Genomic DNA, 19612 nt, shown 5'->3' on the forward strand with positions numbered 1-19612 from the left:
CGTTTCCGGTGGATGACGCCGTGGCCGCTCAGGACCTGCTGCCGGCCGCCTGCCCCTGCCGCTCCACGTCGAACGCCGCCAACTCAGCAGCCAGCTCCGCACTGACGCGGACATGCAGCAGGGTGCCTTCCGGCAGGTGCGACGTGCTGAGCACCTCACCGGTGCGGTGCACCCGGGACACCAGGTCACCCCGGTCGTACGGCACGACCGCCCGGACCTCCACGGCCGGCTGCGGCAGCCGGTCCTCGATCGCCGCGCGCAGCTCGTCCATGCCCCGCCCGGAGTACGCCGAGACGAAAATCGCGTCCGGCCAGAGCCGCTTGAGCCGCAGCAGGGTGTCCTCGTCGGCCGCGTCGGTCTTGTTGACCACCAGCAGCTCGGGGAGCCGATCCGCGCTCACCTCGGCGAGCACCTCGTGCACCGCACGGACCTGCTCCTCCGGATCCGGGTGGGTGCCGTCGACGACGTGCACCACCAGATCCGCCTCCGCGACCTCCTCCAGCGTCGAGCGGAAAGCCTCGACGATCTGGTGCGGCAGGTGTCGGACGAAGCCGACAGTGTCGGAGAGGGTGTAGACCCGCCCGTCCGAGGCGGTGGCCTTACGGGTGGTCGGGTCCAACGTCGCGAACAGCGCGTTCTCCACCAGCACGCCCGCGTCGGTCAGTCGGTTGAGCAGGCTTGACTTGCCGGCGTTGGTGTAGCCCGCGATGGCCACGGCGGGGACGGAGTTGCGGGTGCGTCGGGCACGCTTGGTGACGCGTACCGTCCGCATGTTCTTGATCTCCCGACGCAGCCGGGAGATGCGGTGGCGGATACGCCGCCGGTCGGTCTCCAGCTTGGTCTCACCGGGACCACGCACACCCACACCGCCACCGGCGCCGCCGCCTCGGCCGGAACCACCGGTCTGGCGGGAGAGCGTCTCACCCCAACCGCGCAGTCGGGGCAGCAGGTATTGCAGCTGGGCCAGCTCGACCTGCGCCTTACCTTCCTTGCTCTTGGCGTGCTGGGCGAAGATGTCGAGGATCAGCGCGGTGCGGTCGACGACCTTGACCTTGGTGCGCTGCTCCAGGTTGCGCAGCTGCGACGGGGACAGCTCACCGTCACAGATGACCGTGTCGGCGCCGGTGGAGAGCACCACCGCGCCGAGGTCGTCGACCTTGCCGCGGCCGATGTAGGTGGCCGGGTCGGGTCGGGTACGACGTTGGATGAGCCCTTCGAGCACCTGCGAACCCGCGGTCTCGGCCAGCGCGGCGAGCTCGGCCAGCGAGTTCTCCGCGTCGGCGATCGTGCCTTCGGTCCAGACGCCCACCAGGACGACCCGCTCCAGCCGCAGCTGGCGGTATTCCACCTCGGTGACGTCGGTGAGCTCGGTTGACAGGCCCGGGACGCGTCGGAGGGACTGTCGCTCCGACAGCTCCATCTCGCCGGTGGTGACGTCGTCGAGCTCGTCCTCGACGGGGACAAAGCTCTCCTGGTCTCGCAAGCGGTTCTCCTGTCCGTTTTGATAAGTAGAACGTAATCCTGACATGACACAACGCCGAACGCACCTGCTATATGCCCATGGTGAAGGTCGCCAAAAGTGGGGGCGAATGCTGGTCGGCTGCGACAACCCGGTAGAAATGCGGGCGGCGGCCGATCGGCCGCACAGCCGTGACGGAGGGATCCCGTGGCCATCACCCGACTGCCGAGCGCCGGATTTTCGATCACCATCCGGATCGCCGTGACCGCGGACGCTTCCTCGATCGGCCGGCTCACCACCTCCGTCGGCGAGGCCGGGGCGATCGTCACGGCGCTGGACGTGGTGGACTCGGACCCGAATAGCGTGATCGTCGACCTGACCTGCGACACCGCCGACGCCGGTCACGCCGACCAGGTGGTCGACGCGCTGACCGCGCTGGACGGCGTGGACGTGCGCAAGGTGTCGGACCGGACGTTCCTGCTGCACCTGGGCGGCAAGATCGAGGTGACCTCGAAGGTCGCGCTGCGCAACCGCGACGAGCTGTCCCGGGCGTACACCCCGGGGGTGGCCCGGGTCTGCATGGCGATCGCCGAGAACCCGGCCGACGCACGGCGACTGACCATCAAGCGCAACACCGTCGCGGTGGTCAGTGACGGCTCGGCGGTCCTCGGCCTGGGCAACCTCGGCCCGGCCGCGTCGCTGCCGGTGATGGAGGGCAAGGCCGCGCTGTTCAAGCGCTTCGGCGGGGTGGACGCCTGGCCGGTGGTGCTGGACACCCAGGACACCGACGAGATCGTGCAGATCGTCAAGGCGATCGCGCCGGCCTACGGTGGCATCAACCTGGAGGACATCGCCGCGCCGCGCTGCTTCGAGATCGAGGCCCGGCTGCGCGAGGCGCTGGACATCCCGGTCTTCCACGACGACCAGCACGGCACCGCGATCTGCGTGCTGGCCGCGCTGACCAACGCGCTGCGCGTGGTGGGCAAGCGGCTCGAGGACGTCCGGGTGGTCGTCTCCGGAGCCGGCGCGGCCGGCACCGCGATCATGAAGCTGCTGCTGCGCCAGGGCGTCGGCGACATCATCGCGTACGACCGGGAGGGCGCCCTGCACCGCGGGCTGACCGGGCTCAACTCGGCGTGGCAGTGGCTGGCGGAGAACACCAACAAGGAGAACTACTCCGGCGACCTGCCCGGCGCGATCCGGGGCGCCGACGTGTTCATCGGGGTCAGCGCGCCGAACCTGCTCACCGGCGACGACATCGCGCAGATGGCGAAGGACTCGATCGTCTTCGCCCTCGCCAACCCCGACCCGGAGGTCGACCCGCGGGAGGCGCGCAAGCACGCCGCCGTGGTCGCCACCGGCCGCTCGGACCAGCCGAACCAGATCAACAACGTGCTCGCGTTCCCCGGGGTGTTCCGCGGCATGCTGGACGCCCACGCCGAGGAGTTCACCGAGGAGATGGCCCTCGCGGCCGCTCGGGCCATCGCGGACGTGGTCGGCGAAGAGAAGATCAACCCAACGGTGATCGTGCCGAGCGTCTTCGACCCCCGGGTCGCCCCGGCGGTCGCCGCCGCCGTGCGCGCCGCCGCGCACAACCCGAGCCCGCTCCCGGCCGCCGACCCCGGCCCCGCCGACCTCCCGGAGATCGCGGCCAACGCCAGCGCAACCCCGTAACCCCCTCCTCCCGCCCCACCCTCCGTCGATCATGAAGTTGTTGCCATGACACGCCGAGCTGGCTGGCAATAACTTCATGATCGACGCGGTGTCCCGGTGGGTGGGTCAGGTGGGGAGGTCTACCTCGCCGGTTGCTACCAGGACGGCGGGGCCGGACAGCCAGCAGGAGTTCTCGGTGACCGTCACCGTCAGTCGGCCGCCGGGGACGTCGACGGCGACCAGTCCGGTGTCCCGGCCGGCGTCACGCAGGGCCACCGCGCCCACCGCGCAGGCACCGGTGCCGCAGGACAACGTCTCGGCGCTGCCGCGCTCGTACACCCTCATCAGGCTGTGCGCGTCGGTATCGTCGACCGGGTCGCCCGCCACGATGAACTCCACGTTCACCCCGCTCGGGAAGACCGCCGGGTCGAACCCGGGCGCGACGGTCAGGTCCAGCGCCGACAGCTCCACGCCGGCCGGCAGCACGCAGACCAGGTGCGGGTTGCCGACGTCCACCACCGCACCGGTCAGGGTCAGCCCGCCGAGGGTGGCGGCGGAACTGTCGTACACCTGGGGTCGGCGCATCTCGACGGACACGGCGTCGCCCTCGACCAGCGCGCGCACGACGCCGGCCCGGGTGGCCACCGGGAGCGCCGCGCCGGCGGGCGTGGCCAACCCGGTGTCGAGCAGGTATCGCACGAAGACCCGGGCGCCGTTGCCACACATCTCGGCGAACGAGCCGTCGGCGTTCCAGTAGTCCATGAACCACTCGGCCTCGCCGGCCAAACCCGCGCCGTCCGGATGCTTGGCCGCCCGGACCACCCGCAACACGCCGTCCGCGCCGATGCCCCGACGCCTGTCGCAGAGCGCCGCGACCAGCTCCGATGTCAGGTCGAGCTGACCGTCCGGGTCGGGCAGGAGGACGAAGTCGTTGCCGGTGCCGTGGCCCTTGGTGAACTCCACTCCCCCATCATCGCGCAGCGGCCGGCACCAGACGCAGGGCGGCCCGGATCAGGTCCGGGGTCGCCGAATCCAACCAGTTGATCCGGGGGTCGCGCCGGAACCAGGACCGCTGCCGGCGGACGAACCGCCGGGTGGCCCGCACCGTCTCGTCGTGCGCCTGCGCCTCGGTCAGCTCACCGGCGAGCAGGCGCAGCACCTGCTGGTAGCCCAGCGCCCGACTCGCCGTCCGCCCCTCGGAGAGCCCGCGCCCGACCAGCTCACGGGTCTCCGGCACCAGACCGTCGGCCCACATCCGGTCGACCCGCAACGCGATCCGCTCGTCCAGCAGGCCGGTGTCCAGGTCGACGCCGAGCTGCACCGACGGGTAGTACGGCGTGGGCTGCGGCAGCGAGGCGGCGAACGGCGCGCCGGTGAGCTCGATCACCTCCAGGGCACGCACGATCCGCCGACCGTTGCCGGGCAGGATGCCCTCGGCGGCGACCGGGTCGGCGGCGCGCAGTCGCGCGTACAGCGGGGCCGGGCCGACCTCGGCCAACTCCCGTTCCAGCCGCTCCCGCAGCGCCGCGTCGGTGCCGGGGAACTCGAAGCGCTCCAACACCGCCCGCACGTACAGCCCGGAGCCACCGACCAGCAGCGGCACCCGGCCCCGGGACAGGATGTCGTCCACCGCCGCGCGGGCCAGGCGCTGGTACTCCGCGACGCTCGCCGGCTCGCTGACCTCCCAGATGTCCAGCAGGTGATGCGGCACCCCGTCCCGCTCGGCGACGGTCAGCTTGGCGGTGCCGATGTCCATGCCGCGGTAGAGCTGCATCGAGTCGGCGTTGACCACCTCCCCGTCCAGCGCGTGCGCCAACGCGATACTCAGCGCCGACTTGCCGGCCGCGGTCGGACCGACCACCGCGACGACAGTGCCGACGCCATCGCTTGTCACACCCGCTCCCAGGACGCCACGAAGTAGGCCACACCGTAGGGGGCGGAGTCGTGCAGCAGCTCACCGCGCCACCCTCCGCGGGCCGCGCGGGCCGCGCCGGCCAGCACCTGCCAGGGAGCGCGACCGGCGGCCTTCAGCGCCGCCGACACCACCGGATCGAGGTCGAGCAGGGCGTCCAGGTCCGCGTCGGCCAGCGCCGCGGCAACCCCCCGGTCGTACGGGAGGGCGCGCGCGTCGTCGTACCCGGGTGCCTTCTCGCCCCGGCAGGCCGACCCGTCCCCGAGCACCAGGGACGCCACCCGGTCACCGGCGGCGCCGACGTCGTCGGCGAGCGCGGCCAGCTCGGCCGGGCCGGCGTCGGCGGCCACCTGCACGGCGGTCACCGGCGGTCGGGTGTCGTGGCGGGCCAGCAGCCACGCGCCGATGGTCAGGCTCAACGGCAGCACCGCGCCCCGGTCCGGCTGACCGGGCACCAGCGGCACGTCCAGGTCGACACCCCAGGGCTGGAGGGAACCGGTCGCCGGGGTGCGGATCGGGCCGGTCACCGGGCCGGTGCCCAGCAGCACCACAATGTCCGGATCGGTGGCCAACAGCCGGCGGACGGCGGTGTCACAGGCCGCGCGCAGATCGTCCAACTCCGGGGCCGCGGAGCCGGCCACCTCGGGCACGAGCAGGGGCGGATGCGGGCAGACAGCGGCGGCGACCAGTGGCACCCGTTCACCGTAGCGGGAATCCCCGGTGCGTCTCCGCGCCGATCCGGTCATTCGGCCCCTAGGACACCGTATGGTCACGGTCGGCGATAGGCGCTCGACGCGGACCGGGTCGGACCTGTGACAATGCCGGAAGCAACTTGGCTGCGCCGTGGCGGCGACGGGGGATCGATCCCTCGACGCCGGGAGAACGAGGATGGGCACATGAGCGACTGGACTGCCTTCGGACGGGTGGACGCGGACGGCACCGTGTACGTCAAGACCACCGAGGGAGAGCGGGTGGTCGGATCCTGGCAGGCGGGAGCACCGGAGGAGGGCCTGGCGCACTTCGCCCGCCGCTTCGCCGACCTGGTGACCGAGGTGGACCTGACCGAGGCGCGACTCAAGTCGGGTGCGGCGGACGCCGGGCACTCGTTGAGCACGATCCGGCGGATCCGCACCACGCTGCCCGAGGCCAACGTGGTCGGCGACATCGACGCGCTGGCCGCACGCCTGGACAAGCTGGCCACTCTCGCCGAGGAGAAGGCCGGCGAAGCGCGCGCCGCCCGGGACGCCGCCCGCGGCGAGGCCCTGGCCCGCAAGACCGCGCTGGTCGAGGAGGCCGAGAAGCTGGCCGCCGAATCCACCGGGTGGAAGACCGCCGGGGACCGGCTCAAGGAGATCCTCGACGAGTGGAAGACCATCCGCGGGGTCGACAAGAAGGCCGACGGTGAGCTGTGGAAGCGGTTCGCCGCCGCCCGGGACGGCTTCACCCGTCGCCGCGGCGCCCACTTCGCCTCCCTGGACTCGCAGCGCAAGCAGGCGCAGACCGCCAAGGAGGAGCTGGTCGCCGAGGCGGAGAAGCTCCAGGAATCCACCGACTGGGCCGCCACCGCCAACCAGCTCAAGGACCTGATGACCCAGTGGAAGGCCGCTCCGCGCGCCTCCAAGGAAGCCGAGCAGAAGCTCTGGGAACGGTTCCGGGGTGCCCAGGACGCCTTCTTCAGCCGGCGCAGCGAGGTCTTCTCCGCACGGGACAACGAGCAGCGCGGCAACCTGGAGCGTAAGCAGGCCCTGCTCGCCGAGGCCGAGGCGTTGGACATCGACGCCGACCCCAAGGGTGCCCAGGCCAAGCTGCGGGAGATCCAGGCCCAGTGGCACGAGGCCGGCCGGGTGCCCCGCGAGGCGGCCGCCGGGCTGGAGCGCCGACTGCGCGTCATCGACGACAAGGTCCGTGACGTGATGGAATCGGCGTGGCGCCGCACCACCAAGGAGGACAACCCGCTGCTCGCCCAGATGCGGACGCAGGTGGCGGAGGCCGAGGACCGGCTGGCCCGGGCGCAGAGCGCCGGGGACGCACGCCGGATCAAGGAGGCCGAGCAGGCCCTCGCCTCCAAGCGGCAGTTCCTCCAACTCGCCGAGCAGGCCGGCTGAGCTGACGTCTTCCGGGAGCCCCCGGTCCCTCGACGGGACCGGGGGCTCCCGCGTGTCCGCCCTGCGCCACTCGCGCCACGCGCCACTTGCGCCACTCGCACCAACCGCCACTTGCGTTCACTTGCGTCGTGCGCCACTTGCGTCGCTTGCAACACTTGCGGCCTCAACCGCCCCTGCGCTGCGCTCAGGCACCCCGCGCCTCGTCCTACCCGCGCGCCTCACGTCCCCCACCACCCCGGGCGCGCCGCGCCCACGGTCCGCGCTCGCGCTCGCGCTCGCGTCAAGATCCACGCAACTTCCCGGGTGTTGCTGCCTCGGACACGCGGGAGACAGCAACATCCCTGATGTTGCGCGGATCTTGACGGCCAGAGCGGACGGCGCACGCGGGCAGAGCGGACGGCGCGCGCGGGGCCCGGGCACGACGCGCGCCGTGCTCGGGCGGGGGCGGCGGGGGTGGGCGCGGGTAGCGCGGCTTGTGGGCAGGTTGACGCATCGGCGTGGGTTGATCAGAATGAGCGACGGAGCCAGGTAGGGCCACCGGCACGAGGGCGACGGAGGCGGAACATCCGCCGTCGAGGGTCGCCGGTGAGCTTCCGCGAGTGACCACGTCAGCGTGACATGGGCCGTCGCGCACTGTCCGCGTACCCCTGGGGGGCCGTGACGTGCGGACGGCCGCCGCCGGCGTCGTTTCTGGACGGCGCCGGACCTCCGAAGTGGAGCTCGAATGTTCCGTCCTAAAGCTCTCGGCGGCGCGCTCACTGCGCTCGCCACCGTCGCGGCCGGCGTGTTCCTCGCCACCGCCGTCAGCACCAGCCCGGCCGTTGCCGCTGGCACCGGTACGGGTTATCTGCACACCAGCGGCAACCAGATCGTGGACAGCACCGGTGCGACGGTCCGGTTGACCGGCATCAACTGGTTCGGCATGGAGACCGACAACAAGACTTTCCACGGGCTGTGGTCGAACAACCCGTGGAAGGGGCAGCTCGACACGATGGCCCGGTTGGGTTACAACACGTTGCGGGTGCCGTACTCGAACGACGCGCTGAAGTCGGGCGCGACCGCCAGTGGGATCAACGACTTCGTGAACCCGGACCTGATCGGGCTCTCGCCGTTGCAGATCCTGGACAAGGTGATCGACTACGCCGGCAGCAAGGGCATGCGGATCATCCTGGACCGGCACCGGCCGACGGCGGCCGGGCAGTCGGCGCTCTGGTACACGTCGACGGTCTCCGAGGCGACCTGGATCAACGACTGGAAGATGCTCGCCCAGCGGTACGCGGGCAACCCGACGGTGATCGGCGCGGACCTGCACAACGAGCCGCACGCGGAGGGCACCAACCCGGCGGCGACCGGCGCGTGCTGGGGCTGTGGCGACACGACGCGGGACTGGCGGCTCGCCGCCGAGCGGGCCGGAAACGCCATCCTCGGTGTCCAACCCAACTGGTTGATCTTCGTGGAGGGGGTGAGCTGCCCGAGCGGCGGTCTCTCCAACGTCTGGGACAACGACCCGAGCAACGACGAGGACTGCGGTTGGTGGGGTGGCAACCTGTCGAAGGCGGGCCAGTTCCCGGTCCGGCTGAGTGTGGCGAACCGGTTGGTCTACTCGCCGCACGAGTACGCCACCTCGGTGTACCGGCAGACCTGGTTCGACGCCCCGGACTACCCGGCGAACATGCCGGCCATCTGGGACAAGTACTTCGGATACCTCTACAAGCAGAACATCGCGCCGATCATGATGGGCGAGTTCGGCAGCACCCTGGTCGACCCGAAGGACAAGGTGTGGCTGGAGAAGCTGATGGCGTACACCGGGACCGGGGTGACCGGGATGTCCTTCACCTACTGGTCATGGAACCCCAACTCGGGTGACACCGGCGGCATCGCGCTGGACGACTGGACCAACATCAACACCGCCAAGCAGGCGATCCTCCAGCCGTACCTGATCGCACCGTCTGGTGGCGGCGGACCGACCGGCGGTCCGACGGACCCGCCGACCGACCCGCCGACGGACCCGCCGACCGGCGCCTGCACGGCCACCTACCGGCAGGTCAATGCCTGGCAGGGCGGCTTCCAGAGCGAGTTGACAGTGAAGAACACCGGCACTGGCGCGGTGAACCCGTGGTCGGTCACCTGGAGTTGGCCGTCCGGGGTGACGCTGGGCAGTGGCTGGAACGCCACGGTCACGCAGTCCGGCACGACTGTCACCGCGGCCGCGCCGAGCCACGCCCCGTCCCTGCCGGCGGGCGGGTCGGTCACCGTGGGATTCACCGCCAACGGCACCGCCAGCGCGCCGGGAACCGTGAAACTCAGCGGCACCAGCTGCTGATCCACCGGGACGGCCGGTGCGCACCGCATCGGCCGTCCCGGCCATTTACATCTAGGTTCTTCTATGTTCTTATCGGGAAAGCGCTTGCCTCTTCGTCGGTGGGCGCGAGCGCGGGAGCCGCTCTCCTTCACGAACCTGCACTGGCGGGCCCGAGGACCACTGGTCCCGGCCGGGATTCGCCGCCCACGGGCATGGGCGTCGCGACACCCCCCGTCCGCCTCATCGAAAGGAAGCAGCATGCGCACAGGACGGCGTCGAACGACGCTGATCGCCACCACCGCCGCAGCCACCGCCACCCTGGTCACCGCCGGGCTGCTGACCTCCGTGTCCGCCCAGGCGGCCGCCGGCTGCCAGGTGGCCTACTCGGTCGCCAGCCAGTGGCCGGGCGGATTCACCGGCAACGTCACAGTCACCAACCTCGGCGACCCGGTCGCCGGGTGGACGCTGCGCTGGTCGTACGGCGACGGTCAGCAGGTCAGCCAGGCGTGGGGCGCCACCGCCTCGCAGAGCGGCAGCCAGGTCTCCGCGACAAACGTCGACTACAACGGCAACCTCGCGACCAACGCCAGCGCCACGTTCGGCTTCAACGCGAGCTGGAACTCCAGCAACCCGGCTCCGAGCAGCTTCACCCTGAACAACGTCGCCTGCACCGGCAGCACCACACCGACCACCCCGCCGCCGACCACCCCGCCTCCGTCGAGCACTCCCCCGCCCAGCACCCAGCAGCCGTCGACACTGGTCGGCTGGGCCACCCAGAACGGCGGCACCACCGGCGGTGGCAACGCCGCCATCACCACAGTCACCACCGCCTCCGCACTCACCAGCGCGCTGAACGCGACAGGCGCCGCGGTGATCCGGGTGTCCGGGACCATCACCTGCTCGGGCATGCTGCGGGTCCGGTCCAACAAGACCATCCTCGGCAACTACGGCGCGACCATCGCCGGCTGCGGGTTCAACGTCAGCGGTGACCGCAACGTGATCATCCGCAATCTGACCTTCCGCAGCTGGAACGACGACGCGATCAACGTGCAGGAGTCGGCCACCAACATCTGGATCGACCACAACAGCTTCAGCAACGGGTACGACGGCGCCGTCGACATCAAGCGCGGCTCGGACTTCGTCACCGTCTCGTGGAACCGGGTCTTCAGCCACGACAAGACCATGTTGCTCGGCCACAGCGACGACAACGCCAGCCAGGACGTCGGTCACCTGCGGGTCAGCTACCACCACAACTGGTTCGACGGCAGCAACCAGCGCAACCCCCGGGTGCGCTTCGGCAACCCGGTGCACGTGTACAACAACTACTACCGGGCCAACGGCGGCTACGGCGTCGCGTCCACCGAGAACGCCGGGGTGCTCGTCGAGGGCAACTACTTCGAGAACGTCGACGACCCGTACCACCGCGGTGAGGGGGACTCCGGGCCCGGCAGCCTGGTCGCCCGCAACAACCACTTCGTCAACTCGCCCACCGGGCAGGCCGGCGGCAGCGTGGCCAGCATCCCGTACTCCTACCAGCTGGACACCGCGAGCAACGTCAAGTCCATCGTGACGGCGGGCGCCGGCGCCGGCCGGATCACCGTCTGACCCGAGCCTCTCGCGGAAGGGCCCCTCGTCCAGGGGCCCTTCCGTGCGTCAGTGGGTGGCGCAGCCAGCGGCGGGGGCAGGCGCGACCGGCGGTGCGCCGATCGTCGGCAGACCGAGCAGAACCCCGGGAGTACGCGGGGAGCGACCCGCCTCGGCCGCGTCGCCGGCCCGGGTGCGGCGGTGCGCCACCGGCACCCCGTCGGCGTTCAGGTGGTGCGGTGCGGCGTACGTGATCGCGGTGTGCACGATGTCGCCGGGCCGGATCTGACCAGCGAGGGACTCCCCGCCGGCGGCCTCGGTCGCGAAGTGCACGAGCCGACCGTCGCGCGCCCGTCCGGACATCCGGCCGGTCCGCTCGTCCTTGCGGCCCTCACCGACCGCTACCAGCACCTCGACGGTCTCCCCCACGAGGCGCTTGTTCTCCGCCCAGGTGATCTCCTCGACGCAGGTGATCAACCGCTCGTAGCGCTCCTGCACGACCTGCTTGGGCAGCTGATCGTCCATGGTCGCGGCCGGGGTGCCGGGCCGCTTCGAGTACTGGAAGGTGAAGGCCGAGGAGAACCGGGCCTCCCGGACCACGTCCAGGGTGCGCTGGAAGTCCGCCTCGGTCTCACCGGGGAAGCCGACGATGATGTCGGTGGTGATGGCCGCGTCCGGCATCGCCGCGCGGACCTTCTCGATGATCCCCAGGTAACGCTCGGAACGGTAGGACCGGCGCATCGCCCGGAGCACGTCGTCGGAGCCGGACTGCAACGGCATGTGCAGCGAGTGGCAGACGTTCGGCGTCTCGGCCATCGCGGCGATCACGTCGTCGGTGAAGTCCTTCGGGTGCGGGCTGGTGAACCGGACGCGCTCCAACCCGTCGATGTCGCCGCAGGCCCGCAGCAGCTTGCCGAACGCGTACCGGTCGCCGAACTCGACACCGTAGGAGTTGACGTTCTGCCCGAGCAGGGTCACCTCCAGCACACCCTCGTCGACCAGGGCGCGCACCTCGGAGAGGATGTCGCCGGGGCGGCGGTCCTTCTCCTTGCCGCGCAGCGCCGGCACGATGCAGAACGTGCAGGTGTTGTTGCATCCCACCGAGATCGACACCCAGCCGGCGTATGTGGACTCGCGGCGGGTGGGCAGCGTGGACGGGAAGACGTCGAGGGACTCCAGGATCTCCACCTCGGCGGCGGCGTTGTGCCGGGCCCGCTCCAGCAGCACCGGCAGCGCGCCGATGTTGTGGGTGCCGAAGACCACGTCCACCCAGGGCGCCTTGCGGACGATGTCGCCCCGGTCCTTCTGGGCCAGGCAGCCGCCGACCGCGATCTGCATCCCGGGGTGCTTGTCCTTGACCGGGCGCAGGCGACCGAGGTTGCCGTAGAGCCGGTTGTCCGCGTTCTCGCGCACCGCGCAGGTGTTGAAGACAACGATGTCCGGGGTGTCGTCGGTCGGCACCGCACGCACGTAGCCGGCCTGTTCGAGCAGGCCGGAGATCCGCTCAGAATCGTGCACGTTCATCTGGCAGCCGTACGTCACGACGTTGTAGGTCCTAGCCACCCTCTTGGTGCCCCTTCCCCTCGGGCTACCAGGGTAGCGGCCCGTTCGGGGGGCCCAACCCACCGGCATTGACCCGCTGGCCCATGGCGGGCATCCACGACGGGCAGTACGCTGCACAACAAGAATGTGTTCTGGGCGATTTCGGGGGCTTTGCACTCGGCGCCGACGATGCGCGGCTCCGTTCACGGGGGAGCACATGACGACCCGCGGGAGGCCAACCGTGACGCGACAAGATGCGACACAGCGCACCGTCACGACCCCGGACGGGCGGCACCTCGCGGTGGAGACCTCGGGAGCGCCGGACGGGCCGGCGGTCTTCCTGCTGCACGGCACCCCGGGCAGCCGCAGCGGCCCTCGACCCCGGGGCATCGTCGTCTACCGCCTCGGCGTGCACCTCGTCTGTTACGACCGGCCCGGGTACGGCGACTCCGACCGGCACGAGGGCCGGCGGGTGGCCGACGCCGCCGCCGACGTGGCGGCGATCGCCGACGACCTCGGCATCGACCGGTTCTCGGTGGTGGGCCGCTCCGGTGGCGGGCCACACGCCCTGGCCTGCGCCGCGCTGCTGCCGGACCGGGTCACCCGGGCCGCCGTGCTGGTGGGGCTCGCCCCGGCCGGCGCGCCCGACCTGGACTGGTACGCGGGCATGGCGGAATCGAACGTGGAGGACTACGGGCAGGCCGACGAGGACCTGGCCGAGCTGACGCTCAACCTGAAGGTTCGCGCGGACGAGGCCCGTCGGGACCCGATGACGCTGCTGGACTTCCTCCGCCCCCAACTGCCCGACGAGGACATCCGGGTCGTCGACGACGTCGCGATCCGCCGACTGCTGACCGACATGTACTCCGAGGCGGTGCGGCACGGCCCCGAGGGTTGGATCGACGACGTGTTGGCGATCCGGCGCGGCTGGGGGTTCGACCTGGGCGCCATCCGCGCGGAGGTCCGGCTCTGGCACGGCGAGCAGGACCGCTTCTCCCCGGTGGAGCACTCCCACTGGCTCGCCGCACGGATTCCGCGCGCCGAGGTGCAGGTGCAGCCCGGCGCCGCGCACTTCGGGGCGGTGGAGATCCTGCCGCAGACCCTGACCTGGCTGGCCACGCCGGCCCTCGCGACTAGCCCGCAACTCTGAGCGTCGGCCCAGCCGGGCCGACGGGCCGGCCCCGCCACCCGACCCGCCCGCCGAACGACCGGGTCAGATCGTGTGTGGGTCGATCACCCGGACCACGAACCGCCGTTCGCGCAGGGTCTGCACGGTGGGATGTTCCAGACCGATCACCTCGGCCAGCCGGTCCGCAACGGCGCCGACGTCCTCGGTGGCCGGGCCGTCGCCGGCCCGCCTCGCCACCAGGGCGAGATCGCCGAGGCAGCGCAGCGTGTCGGGGTGGTCCGCACCGATCACCGCGGCCAGTCGGCCGGCGGTCTCCCGCAGCCGGTCCCGCGCCGACTCCCAGTCACCCTCCTCGGCGAGACACACCGCCTGGTTGACCTCCGCCGCGAGGGTGTGCGGGTGGTCCGGCCCGAGCACCTTGCGCAACTCGCCGACCGCCCGGGACGCCGACGCGAGTGCGTCCGACCTGCGCCCGAGCGCGCGCTCCGCCGCCGAGATGTTGCTCACCGTCGCCAGGGCGTGCGGGTGCTCCGGGCCGAGCCGGAGCAACTCCTCGAACGCCTGGCGCACGGCGTTCATCTCGGTCAGGGCCCGAGCCGCGTCGCCGACGGCCAACAGGTTCGCCGCGCGACTCGACCGGCACGCCACAGTGTCCGGGTTGTCCGGACCGAAGCGTTCGTCGAGTTCGCGGTAGGCCGTCTCGAACATCGGCGTGGCCTCGCTGCCCCGACCGGAGCTGCGCAGCGACACCGCCAGGTTGACCTGAGCGGCGAGGCTCTGGCCGTCATCCGGCCCGAGCACCTCGCAGTACGTCTCGTACACCGTGCGCAGCAGGGTGGCCGACCTCTCGTACTCGCCGGCCTCCCGCAGGTCGCTGCCCAGCCGCACGGCGGAGACGAGGGTGTAGGGATGCGTGGGGCCGAGCACCAGCCGCCGCCGCTGGTGCACCTCGTCGTCCCATCGACGGGCCGACCGGTAGTCGCCGACCAGCCGGTACGACACGGCGAGGTTGTTGGCCGCGCTCAGCGTCCGGGGGTGGTCCTCGCCGAACACCTGCAGCCAGGAGGCGTAGGTGGACCGGTCCCGATCCAGGGCCTCGGCGTAGCGGCCGAGCGCCCGCAGGTCACCGCCGAGGCTGCCGGCGGTCATCAGACTGTGCGGATGCAGCGGGCCCAGCAGCCGGCGTTGCTCGGCCAGCACCGCCTCGTCCAGGTCCCGGGCCTCGTTGAACCGGCCCAGGCTGCGCAGGATGTTCGCCCGGTTGAACCGCAGGTGCAACAACTGTCGGCCCAGCGCCGAGGCCTCGACCTCGTCGTGCGTGTCGCCGAGCCGAGCGCTCCAGGTGTCGTCCACCTCCTGGCTGAACACGTCGGCCTGGTCCAGACCGCCGCGCTGCCACAGATAACGGACCCGGTCGATGAGCAGCTGACACACCGGCTCCTCCGGACAGGTAAGCGCCTCGGAGACCTCCAGGTGCGGCCAGAGCATGCGCAGCCGAGCCCAGGTGGTCGGGTCGTCCACGTCGCCCCGGGGCCGGGACGCGGCCAGCACCAGGTGCACCTGGTGTCGGGCGGCGGTGATCTCGTCGTCGGTCATCCGGTCGCGGACCACCGCCTGCAACAGCCGGTGCACCTGCACCCGACCGCCCTGGACGTCGAGTTTGAGCAGTGCCAGGCGGTTGATCTGCTGGACCAGGGCGCCGCGCACGAGCCGCTCCGACACCGACGGGTCGAACGGCACCAGGGCCGCCGCCATCTCGTCGCTGTAGATGAGTTCGAGGGCGATCTCGGGGGCCAGCACCGAGCAGAGCTGCAACAGCCGGTACGCGGCGGGCGCCTGCTCGAGCAGCCGGTTCAGCGACAGATCCCAGGTCGCCTCCACGGAGAGCGCGCTGGGACCGTGCCGCTCGATCTGCCTCAGGTAGTCGGCGACCGACGTGCCGGTGTCGGCGAGCCAGGCGCCCGCCGCGGCCACCGCGATCGGCAGGTCGCCGAGCGCCTCGGCCACCCGGTCGGCCTCCTCGGCGCTGATCGTGGGCACCCGCTGGGCGAGGTGCGCCACGCTCTCGGTGCGGTCGAAGACGTCCACCTGGATCGGGTTCGCCCGGTCACCCCAGGCGCGGTTGCGGGAGGTCAGCAGGACGTGCCCGGGGCCCTGCGGCAGGAAGGGCTCGATCTGGTCGAGCTCCTCGGCGTTGTCGAGCACGACCAGCCACCGCTCGTACGGCTCACCACGGCCGAGCACCTGGAGCACCGACCGGACCGTGTCGGGCAGGGTCGGCCCGACGAGGATGCCGAGGCGACCGGCGAGGTCGGCGAGGGCGGTGTCGACGAACTGCGGCGGGTCCGCCACGATCCACCAGACCACGTCGTACGCGGCCTTGAACCGGTGCACGTATTCCAGCGCCACCTGGGTCTTACCGACACCGCCCATGCCCTGCAGGGCGACCGGCAGCACCACCGCGCTGCCCCCGCTCTGCAACTGCGCGCGCAGCCGCGCCAGGTCGTCCTCCCGGCCGGTGAACCGGGCGTTCCGGTTGGGGGCGTTGAAGATCAACGGCTCCGTGCCGGGGTAGCGGGTGGACCCGCCCGCCGGCCCGTCCGCCGACGACGGCACCGGCCGGCCGACCAGCCGCAACACCCGCTCCACGGCGGTCGCGGCGCTGACGTTGACCAGATTGGTGGAACTCTGGGACGGAAATTCCGCCAACGGGCGCAGGTCGGCGACGTACACGGCCAGGGCCGTCGAGCCGGTGCTCGTGTCGCGGTCGGGCAGACCACCGGACGGCGTCGCCACGTAGGCCGGCGAGACCACTGTCAGCGTGCGCGGGGCCGGCGTACCGGCGGACCCGACGGCGGCCGTCGGCTCCACCACCCGCAGCCCGGCCGAACTGAGCACCCGCTCCAGCCACTCGGCCCAGATGGCGTCCTCCGGCGCGTACCGGAGCACGATCTGATCGTCGATCGCCTCGGTGCGTCGGCGGAACCGGGCCTTGCCCCGCTCCCGCACCGACTCGTCCATCACGGGCAGCGCGGTCACCGCGCCGTCGGTGAGGATCCCGGTCAACGTCTCGAACGCGGCCAGCAGCGACGTCGGTGAGCCCGGCGGATCGCCGAACGTGGCGAGGGTCTCCTCGTACGCGTAGAACGGCCGGTACGGGACCTCCACCGCGGCCCAGTAACGCCGCCGTTCCGCCTCGGTCATGCCGGCCGGCAACCCGGCGAACCGACGCATGGCCAGCAGGCGGCCCGCCTCGGCCCGTTCCTTCTCGGCCTGGTCGACCCGCATCGGCACCGGCAGGACCCGAATGTCGCGCCGCCGGTACCGGTCCCGTACCGAGTGCGCCACCCGGGCCGCGCCGTCGATGCCCTGGTCGCTGAGCGTGAAACAGTCGACCAGAGTGTCCGGTAGGTGCAGGGTGCAGATGTCGGCGACGTCGCTCAACCCCGTCCGGCTGTCGATCAGGGTGAAGTCGTACTGGCGCTTCATGTCCGCCCGCAGCGCCTCGAAGAACTGCGCCCCGCCCAGCCGGTTGTAGAAGTTGTCCCAGTCCAGCCCGCTCACCGAGACGGCGTAGTCGCTGTTCTGCCGGCCGGCGGAGAGGAAGTCGAGGCCGCCGCCTTCGGGGAAGTTCCAGCGCAGCGAGAACGCGTGCCGCCCGACCCGGGCGTACTGCTCCATCCAGCGGTCCGGCCGGTCGTCGACCCGGGTGGTCTCCCACTCGTAGTCGCGGATCATGTCGATCACACCGCTGGTGCCCTGGATCGCCTCGGCGTCGAGGAACGGGTGGAAGAAGCGGTGCAGACCGGGTGACTCCAGGTCCCAGTCGGCGACGAGCACCCGCCGGCCGCTGGCCGCCAGGATCCAGGCCACGTTGGCCAGCGCCATCGTCCGGCCCGTCCCACCCTTGAACGAGTAGAAGGTGACGACCTGGCCTTCGCGATCGTTGTTCATCGGTTTTCTCCGTGGGGACGCGGTGGGGCCGGATCATCAGGCGGGAACGCGGGGTCGGTGGAAACTGTCGAGCCGGCCGCGGGCAGGCCGTCACGCAGGCTCGGCACCGGCTCCGGCGGTGATTCGAAGGAGACGACCGGGCCGTACTTGAGGAACTGGCGGCGTGCCTCGGTGACCAACGCCGGCATCAGGTCGACGAACTCCGGCATGCTGCACGCGCGCTTCACCTGGGGCCGACCGGCGTCGCTCAGCAACTGGGTCACCTCGGTGGCCCAACGGGTGACGTCCTGGGTGTCGTCGTCATCGGTGACGACCAGCGGAACGACCCACTCCCGCAGGCCGTGCAGCATGCGGGCGAGAACCTCGGCCGCGTCCGGCGCCGCCGCGATCCACGGGTCGACAAGCAGCACGGCCGGCCGCCGATCCAGCAGCGCGGAGGCCTGCGCGAAGTCCTCGGTACGGGCCGACAGCCCCAGCCGCTCGGCGGTGCTGGCCGCGTACTCGGCGGCGGGCAGTTGCTGGCTGCGCCCGTACGGCCGCCAGAGCCGGCCGCTGGCGGCGTAGCCGGCGGGGTCGCGATCGGTCGGCAGCCGGTCCCGGGTCGGGGCCAGGACGGCGACGACGAAGTCCGGATCGGTCGGCGCCGGACGGACGACCTCGTCCAGACCGGGCGCCCGGGACGGGCCCATCGGTCGCCGCTCGGCGGTGTGCACGATCCGGCTCGCCAGGCGGCTCAGCAGGAGCTCGTACTGGGCGCGGTAGGAGGCCAGCATGCAGAACGCGCGCAGGCCGTCGGCGGCGTACTCCGGGACGTCCCGGCCCAGGTCCAGGGCGGCGTCCAGCTCCGGATGGGCCTCCCACGGGGGGGACGGTATCCACAGCACCGGAGTGAGATGGCCGGCGGTGACCCGGGTCGACCCGGCGGCGGCCAGCCGGGCCCGGAAGGACTCCTGCTCCCCCAGCGCCCAGGGACGCTTGAAGTAGCCGGGTGAGTAGAGCGGGACGAAGACCTCGGCGTCACCGAGCGCCTCGGCGAGCGCGGCCTTCCAGTCGGCGCCCAACGGGATGTGCTGGTCGAAGAAGCCGATCCGCATCCCGGCGACCGGTCGCGCCTGGCGTCGCACCTCGTCGGTCAGGTCGGCGAAGAACTGGCCGACCCAGACGTCGGCGTCGGCACGGGCGCCCGGCCGCGGCGCCGAGTGGGCGTAGCTCAGGAAGAAGTACGTCCCGCGCGCGCCCGATCGGCGCCGGTCCGTCGGCGGGCTCACTGCGGCTCCTCGGCGAACCTGTTGCACAGCTCGTCCACGCTCGCCGGCACCCAGGGCTCGACCAGGTACGACCGGTGGATGGCCACGATCCGCTGCGCCAGCCGCCAGACCACCGCCCGGTACGCGTTCTCCCACTGCATGGTCAGCAAGCCATAGACCCCGTCCCGCTGGTAGTGCACCGCGATGTCGGGATCCGGCATCGCGGTCGGGGAGAAGCGCTGGATGTCGCGGAGCACCCGAGGCAGTGCCGTGCCGTTCGTCGGCGACCAGGTGACCGGCACGATCGCCGTCTCGTGGATCGAGGCGGAGCTGTGTAGCGGGGTGATCCGTCGGCGGGAGAACGCGTCCCACTCCCGGCCACACCAGTCGCTGCCGAGCAGCGCGCTGGACACCAGAGGAACGAAGACCTGGCAGGTGCCGGCGGCCTGGAGAAGCTCCGGGCTCCAGCGTTCGCCGCCGGCGATGGAGGTGTCCAGGAAGCCGGCGTCCACTCCGGTCACCGGGCCGACCAACTCACTGACGTGGACGGAGAGGTCCTCGAAGAATCGGGAGACGTACTCGGCGGGTTTGCCGGTGGCCCGGCCGACCGGCGCCCGCGAATAGCTGATGAAGAAGAGCGGGGCGCGTGCTCTGGAGGGTGCGTCCACTGTGCTCACCGCTGCCCCTCCGCCCTCCCCACGCGGCCGGATCATCAGCGTAGTCCC

General features: G+C 71.5%; 13 protein-coding genes and 1 pseudogene. 6 read left to right on the plus strand and 8 right to left on the minus strand.

Annotation, left to right across the window (positions count from 1 at the left end; all coding sequences use genetic code 11):
- Window positions 1–28: 28 nt before the first annotated feature.
- Window positions 29–1483, minus strand: coding sequence for a GTPase HflX (gene hflX / locus IW248_RS17525; protein ID WP_124818508.1), 1455 nt, complete (start codon window positions 1481–1483; stop codon window positions 29–31).
- A gap of 183 nt (window positions 1484–1666) precedes the next feature.
- On the opposite strand from hflX, the gene IW248_RS17530 reads away from it, so the two are divergent.
- Window positions 1667–3133: an NAD-dependent malic enzyme gene (locus tag IW248_RS17530; protein WP_124818506.1), complete on the plus strand. Its 1467-nt coding sequence runs from the start codon at window positions 1667–1669 to the stop codon at window positions 3131–3133.
- Window positions 3134–3238: 105 nt separating this feature from the next.
- Here IW248_RS17530 and dapF read toward each other — a convergent pair whose 3' ends face one another.
- The 3 genes from dapF to IW248_RS17545 are packed head-to-tail and all read right to left on the minus strand — an operon-like array spanning window position 3239 to window position 5719.
- On the minus strand, window positions 3239–4075 hold the full coding sequence (gene dapF, locus IW248_RS17535) for a diaminopimelate epimerase (RefSeq protein ID WP_196927860.1): 837 nt from the start codon (window positions 4073–4075) through the stop codon (window positions 3239–3241).
- 7 nt (window positions 4076–4082) lie between these two features.
- Window positions 4083–5006: a tRNA (adenosine(37)-N6)-dimethylallyltransferase MiaA gene (gene miaA, locus IW248_RS17540; protein WP_196927861.1), complete on the minus strand. Its 924-nt coding sequence runs from the start codon at window positions 5004–5006 to the stop codon at window positions 4083–4085.
- Entirely contained in the window at window positions 5003–5719 is a 717-nt protein-coding gene (locus tag IW248_RS17545; RefSeq protein ID WP_372432506.1) for a class III extradiol ring-cleavage dioxygenase family protein, read from the minus strand. Before IW248_RS17545 ends, miaA begins: the two co-directional genes overlap by 4 nt.
- A gap of 201 nt (window positions 5720–5920) precedes the next feature.
- On the opposite strand from IW248_RS17545, the gene IW248_RS17550 reads away from it, so the two are divergent.
- The 4 genes and pseudogenes from IW248_RS17550 (at window position 5921) to IW248_RS17560 (ending at window position 11036) form a co-directional block, all read left to right on the plus strand.
- A complete protein-coding gene (locus tag IW248_RS17550) occupies window positions 5921–7129 on the plus strand; it encodes a DUF349 domain-containing protein (protein ID WP_196927862.1) in 1209 nt (402 codons plus the stop codon).
- 724 nt (window positions 7130–7853) lie between these two features.
- On the plus strand, window positions 7854–9452 hold the full coding sequence (locus IW248_RS17555) for a cellulase family glycosylhydrolase (protein ID WP_196927863.1): 1599 nt from the start codon (window positions 7854–7856) through the stop codon (window positions 9450–9452).
- A gap of 237 nt (window positions 9453–9689) precedes the next feature.
- A pseudogene (locus IW248_RS33980) lies at window positions 9690–10040 on the plus strand (cellulose binding domain-containing protein); the annotation flags it as partial.
- 42 nt (window positions 10041–10082) lie between these two features.
- A complete protein-coding gene (locus tag IW248_RS17560) occupies window positions 10083–11036 on the plus strand; it encodes a pectate lyase family protein (protein ID WP_443673280.1) in 954 nt (317 codons plus the stop codon).
- A 48-nt stretch (window positions 11037–11084) separates the two neighbouring features.
- On the opposite strand, the gene miaB is transcribed toward IW248_RS17560, so the two are convergent.
- Window positions 11085–12578 (minus strand): tRNA (N6-isopentenyl adenosine(37)-C2)-methylthiotransferase MiaB, encoded by a 1494-nt coding sequence (miaB, locus tag IW248_RS17565; protein WP_196927865.1) that lies wholly within the window; start codon window positions 12576–12578, stop codon window positions 11085–11087.
- A 220-nt stretch (window positions 12579–12798) separates the two neighbouring features.
- Between miaB and IW248_RS17570 the strand changes: the two genes are divergently transcribed.
- Window positions 12799–13707, plus strand: a complete 909-nt coding sequence (locus tag IW248_RS17570; RefSeq protein WP_307788024.1) for an alpha/beta fold hydrolase — start codon at window positions 12799–12801, stop codon at window positions 13705–13707.
- Between the two features lie 63 nt (window positions 13708–13770).
- Here the strand turns inward: IW248_RS17570 and fxsT are convergent, their stop codons facing one another.
- Genes fxsT through IW248_RS17585 form a run of 3 tightly spaced genes read right to left on the minus strand, consistent with a single transcriptional unit; the run spans window position 13771 to window position 19564 of the window.
- Complete coding sequence (fxsT, locus tag IW248_RS17575) at window positions 13771–17640, minus strand: FxSxx-COOH system tetratricopeptide repeat protein (protein ID WP_196927867.1); 3870 nt, start codon at window positions 17638–17640, stop codon at window positions 13771–13773.
- The gene (locus IW248_RS17580; protein WP_196927868.1) at window positions 17637–18908 is read right to left on the minus strand and encodes a TIR-like protein FxsC; all 1272 of its coding nucleotides are present in this window, start codon (window positions 18906–18908) and stop codon (window positions 17637–17639) included. The genes fxsT and IW248_RS17580 overlap by 4 nt, the downstream gene beginning before the upstream one ends.
- Window positions 18905–19564, minus strand: coding sequence for a TIR-like protein FxsC (locus IW248_RS17585; protein WP_196927869.1), 660 nt, complete (start codon window positions 19562–19564; stop codon window positions 18905–18907). The genes IW248_RS17580 and IW248_RS17585 overlap by 4 nt, the downstream gene beginning before the upstream one ends.
- Between the last annotated feature and the right edge of the window lie 48 nt (window positions 19565–19612).

The organism is Micromonospora ureilytica (assembly GCF_015751765.1).
GTDB lineage: Bacteria > Actinomycetota > Actinomycetes > Mycobacteriales > Micromonosporaceae > Micromonospora > Micromonospora ureilytica.

Coding starts and splice junctions, on each gene's coding strand:
- IW248_RS17550 (WP_196927862.1), top strand. CDS start 5,921: ATGAGCGACTGGACTGCCTTCGGACGGGTGGACGCGGACGGCACCGTG.
- IW248_RS17555 (WP_196927863.1), top strand. CDS start 7,854: ATGTTCCGTCCTAAAGCTCTCGGCGGCGCGCTCACTGCGCTCGCCACC.
- fxsT (WP_196927867.1), bottom strand. CDS start 17,640: ATGAACAACGATCGCGAAGGCCAGGTCGTCACCTTCTACTCGTTCAAG.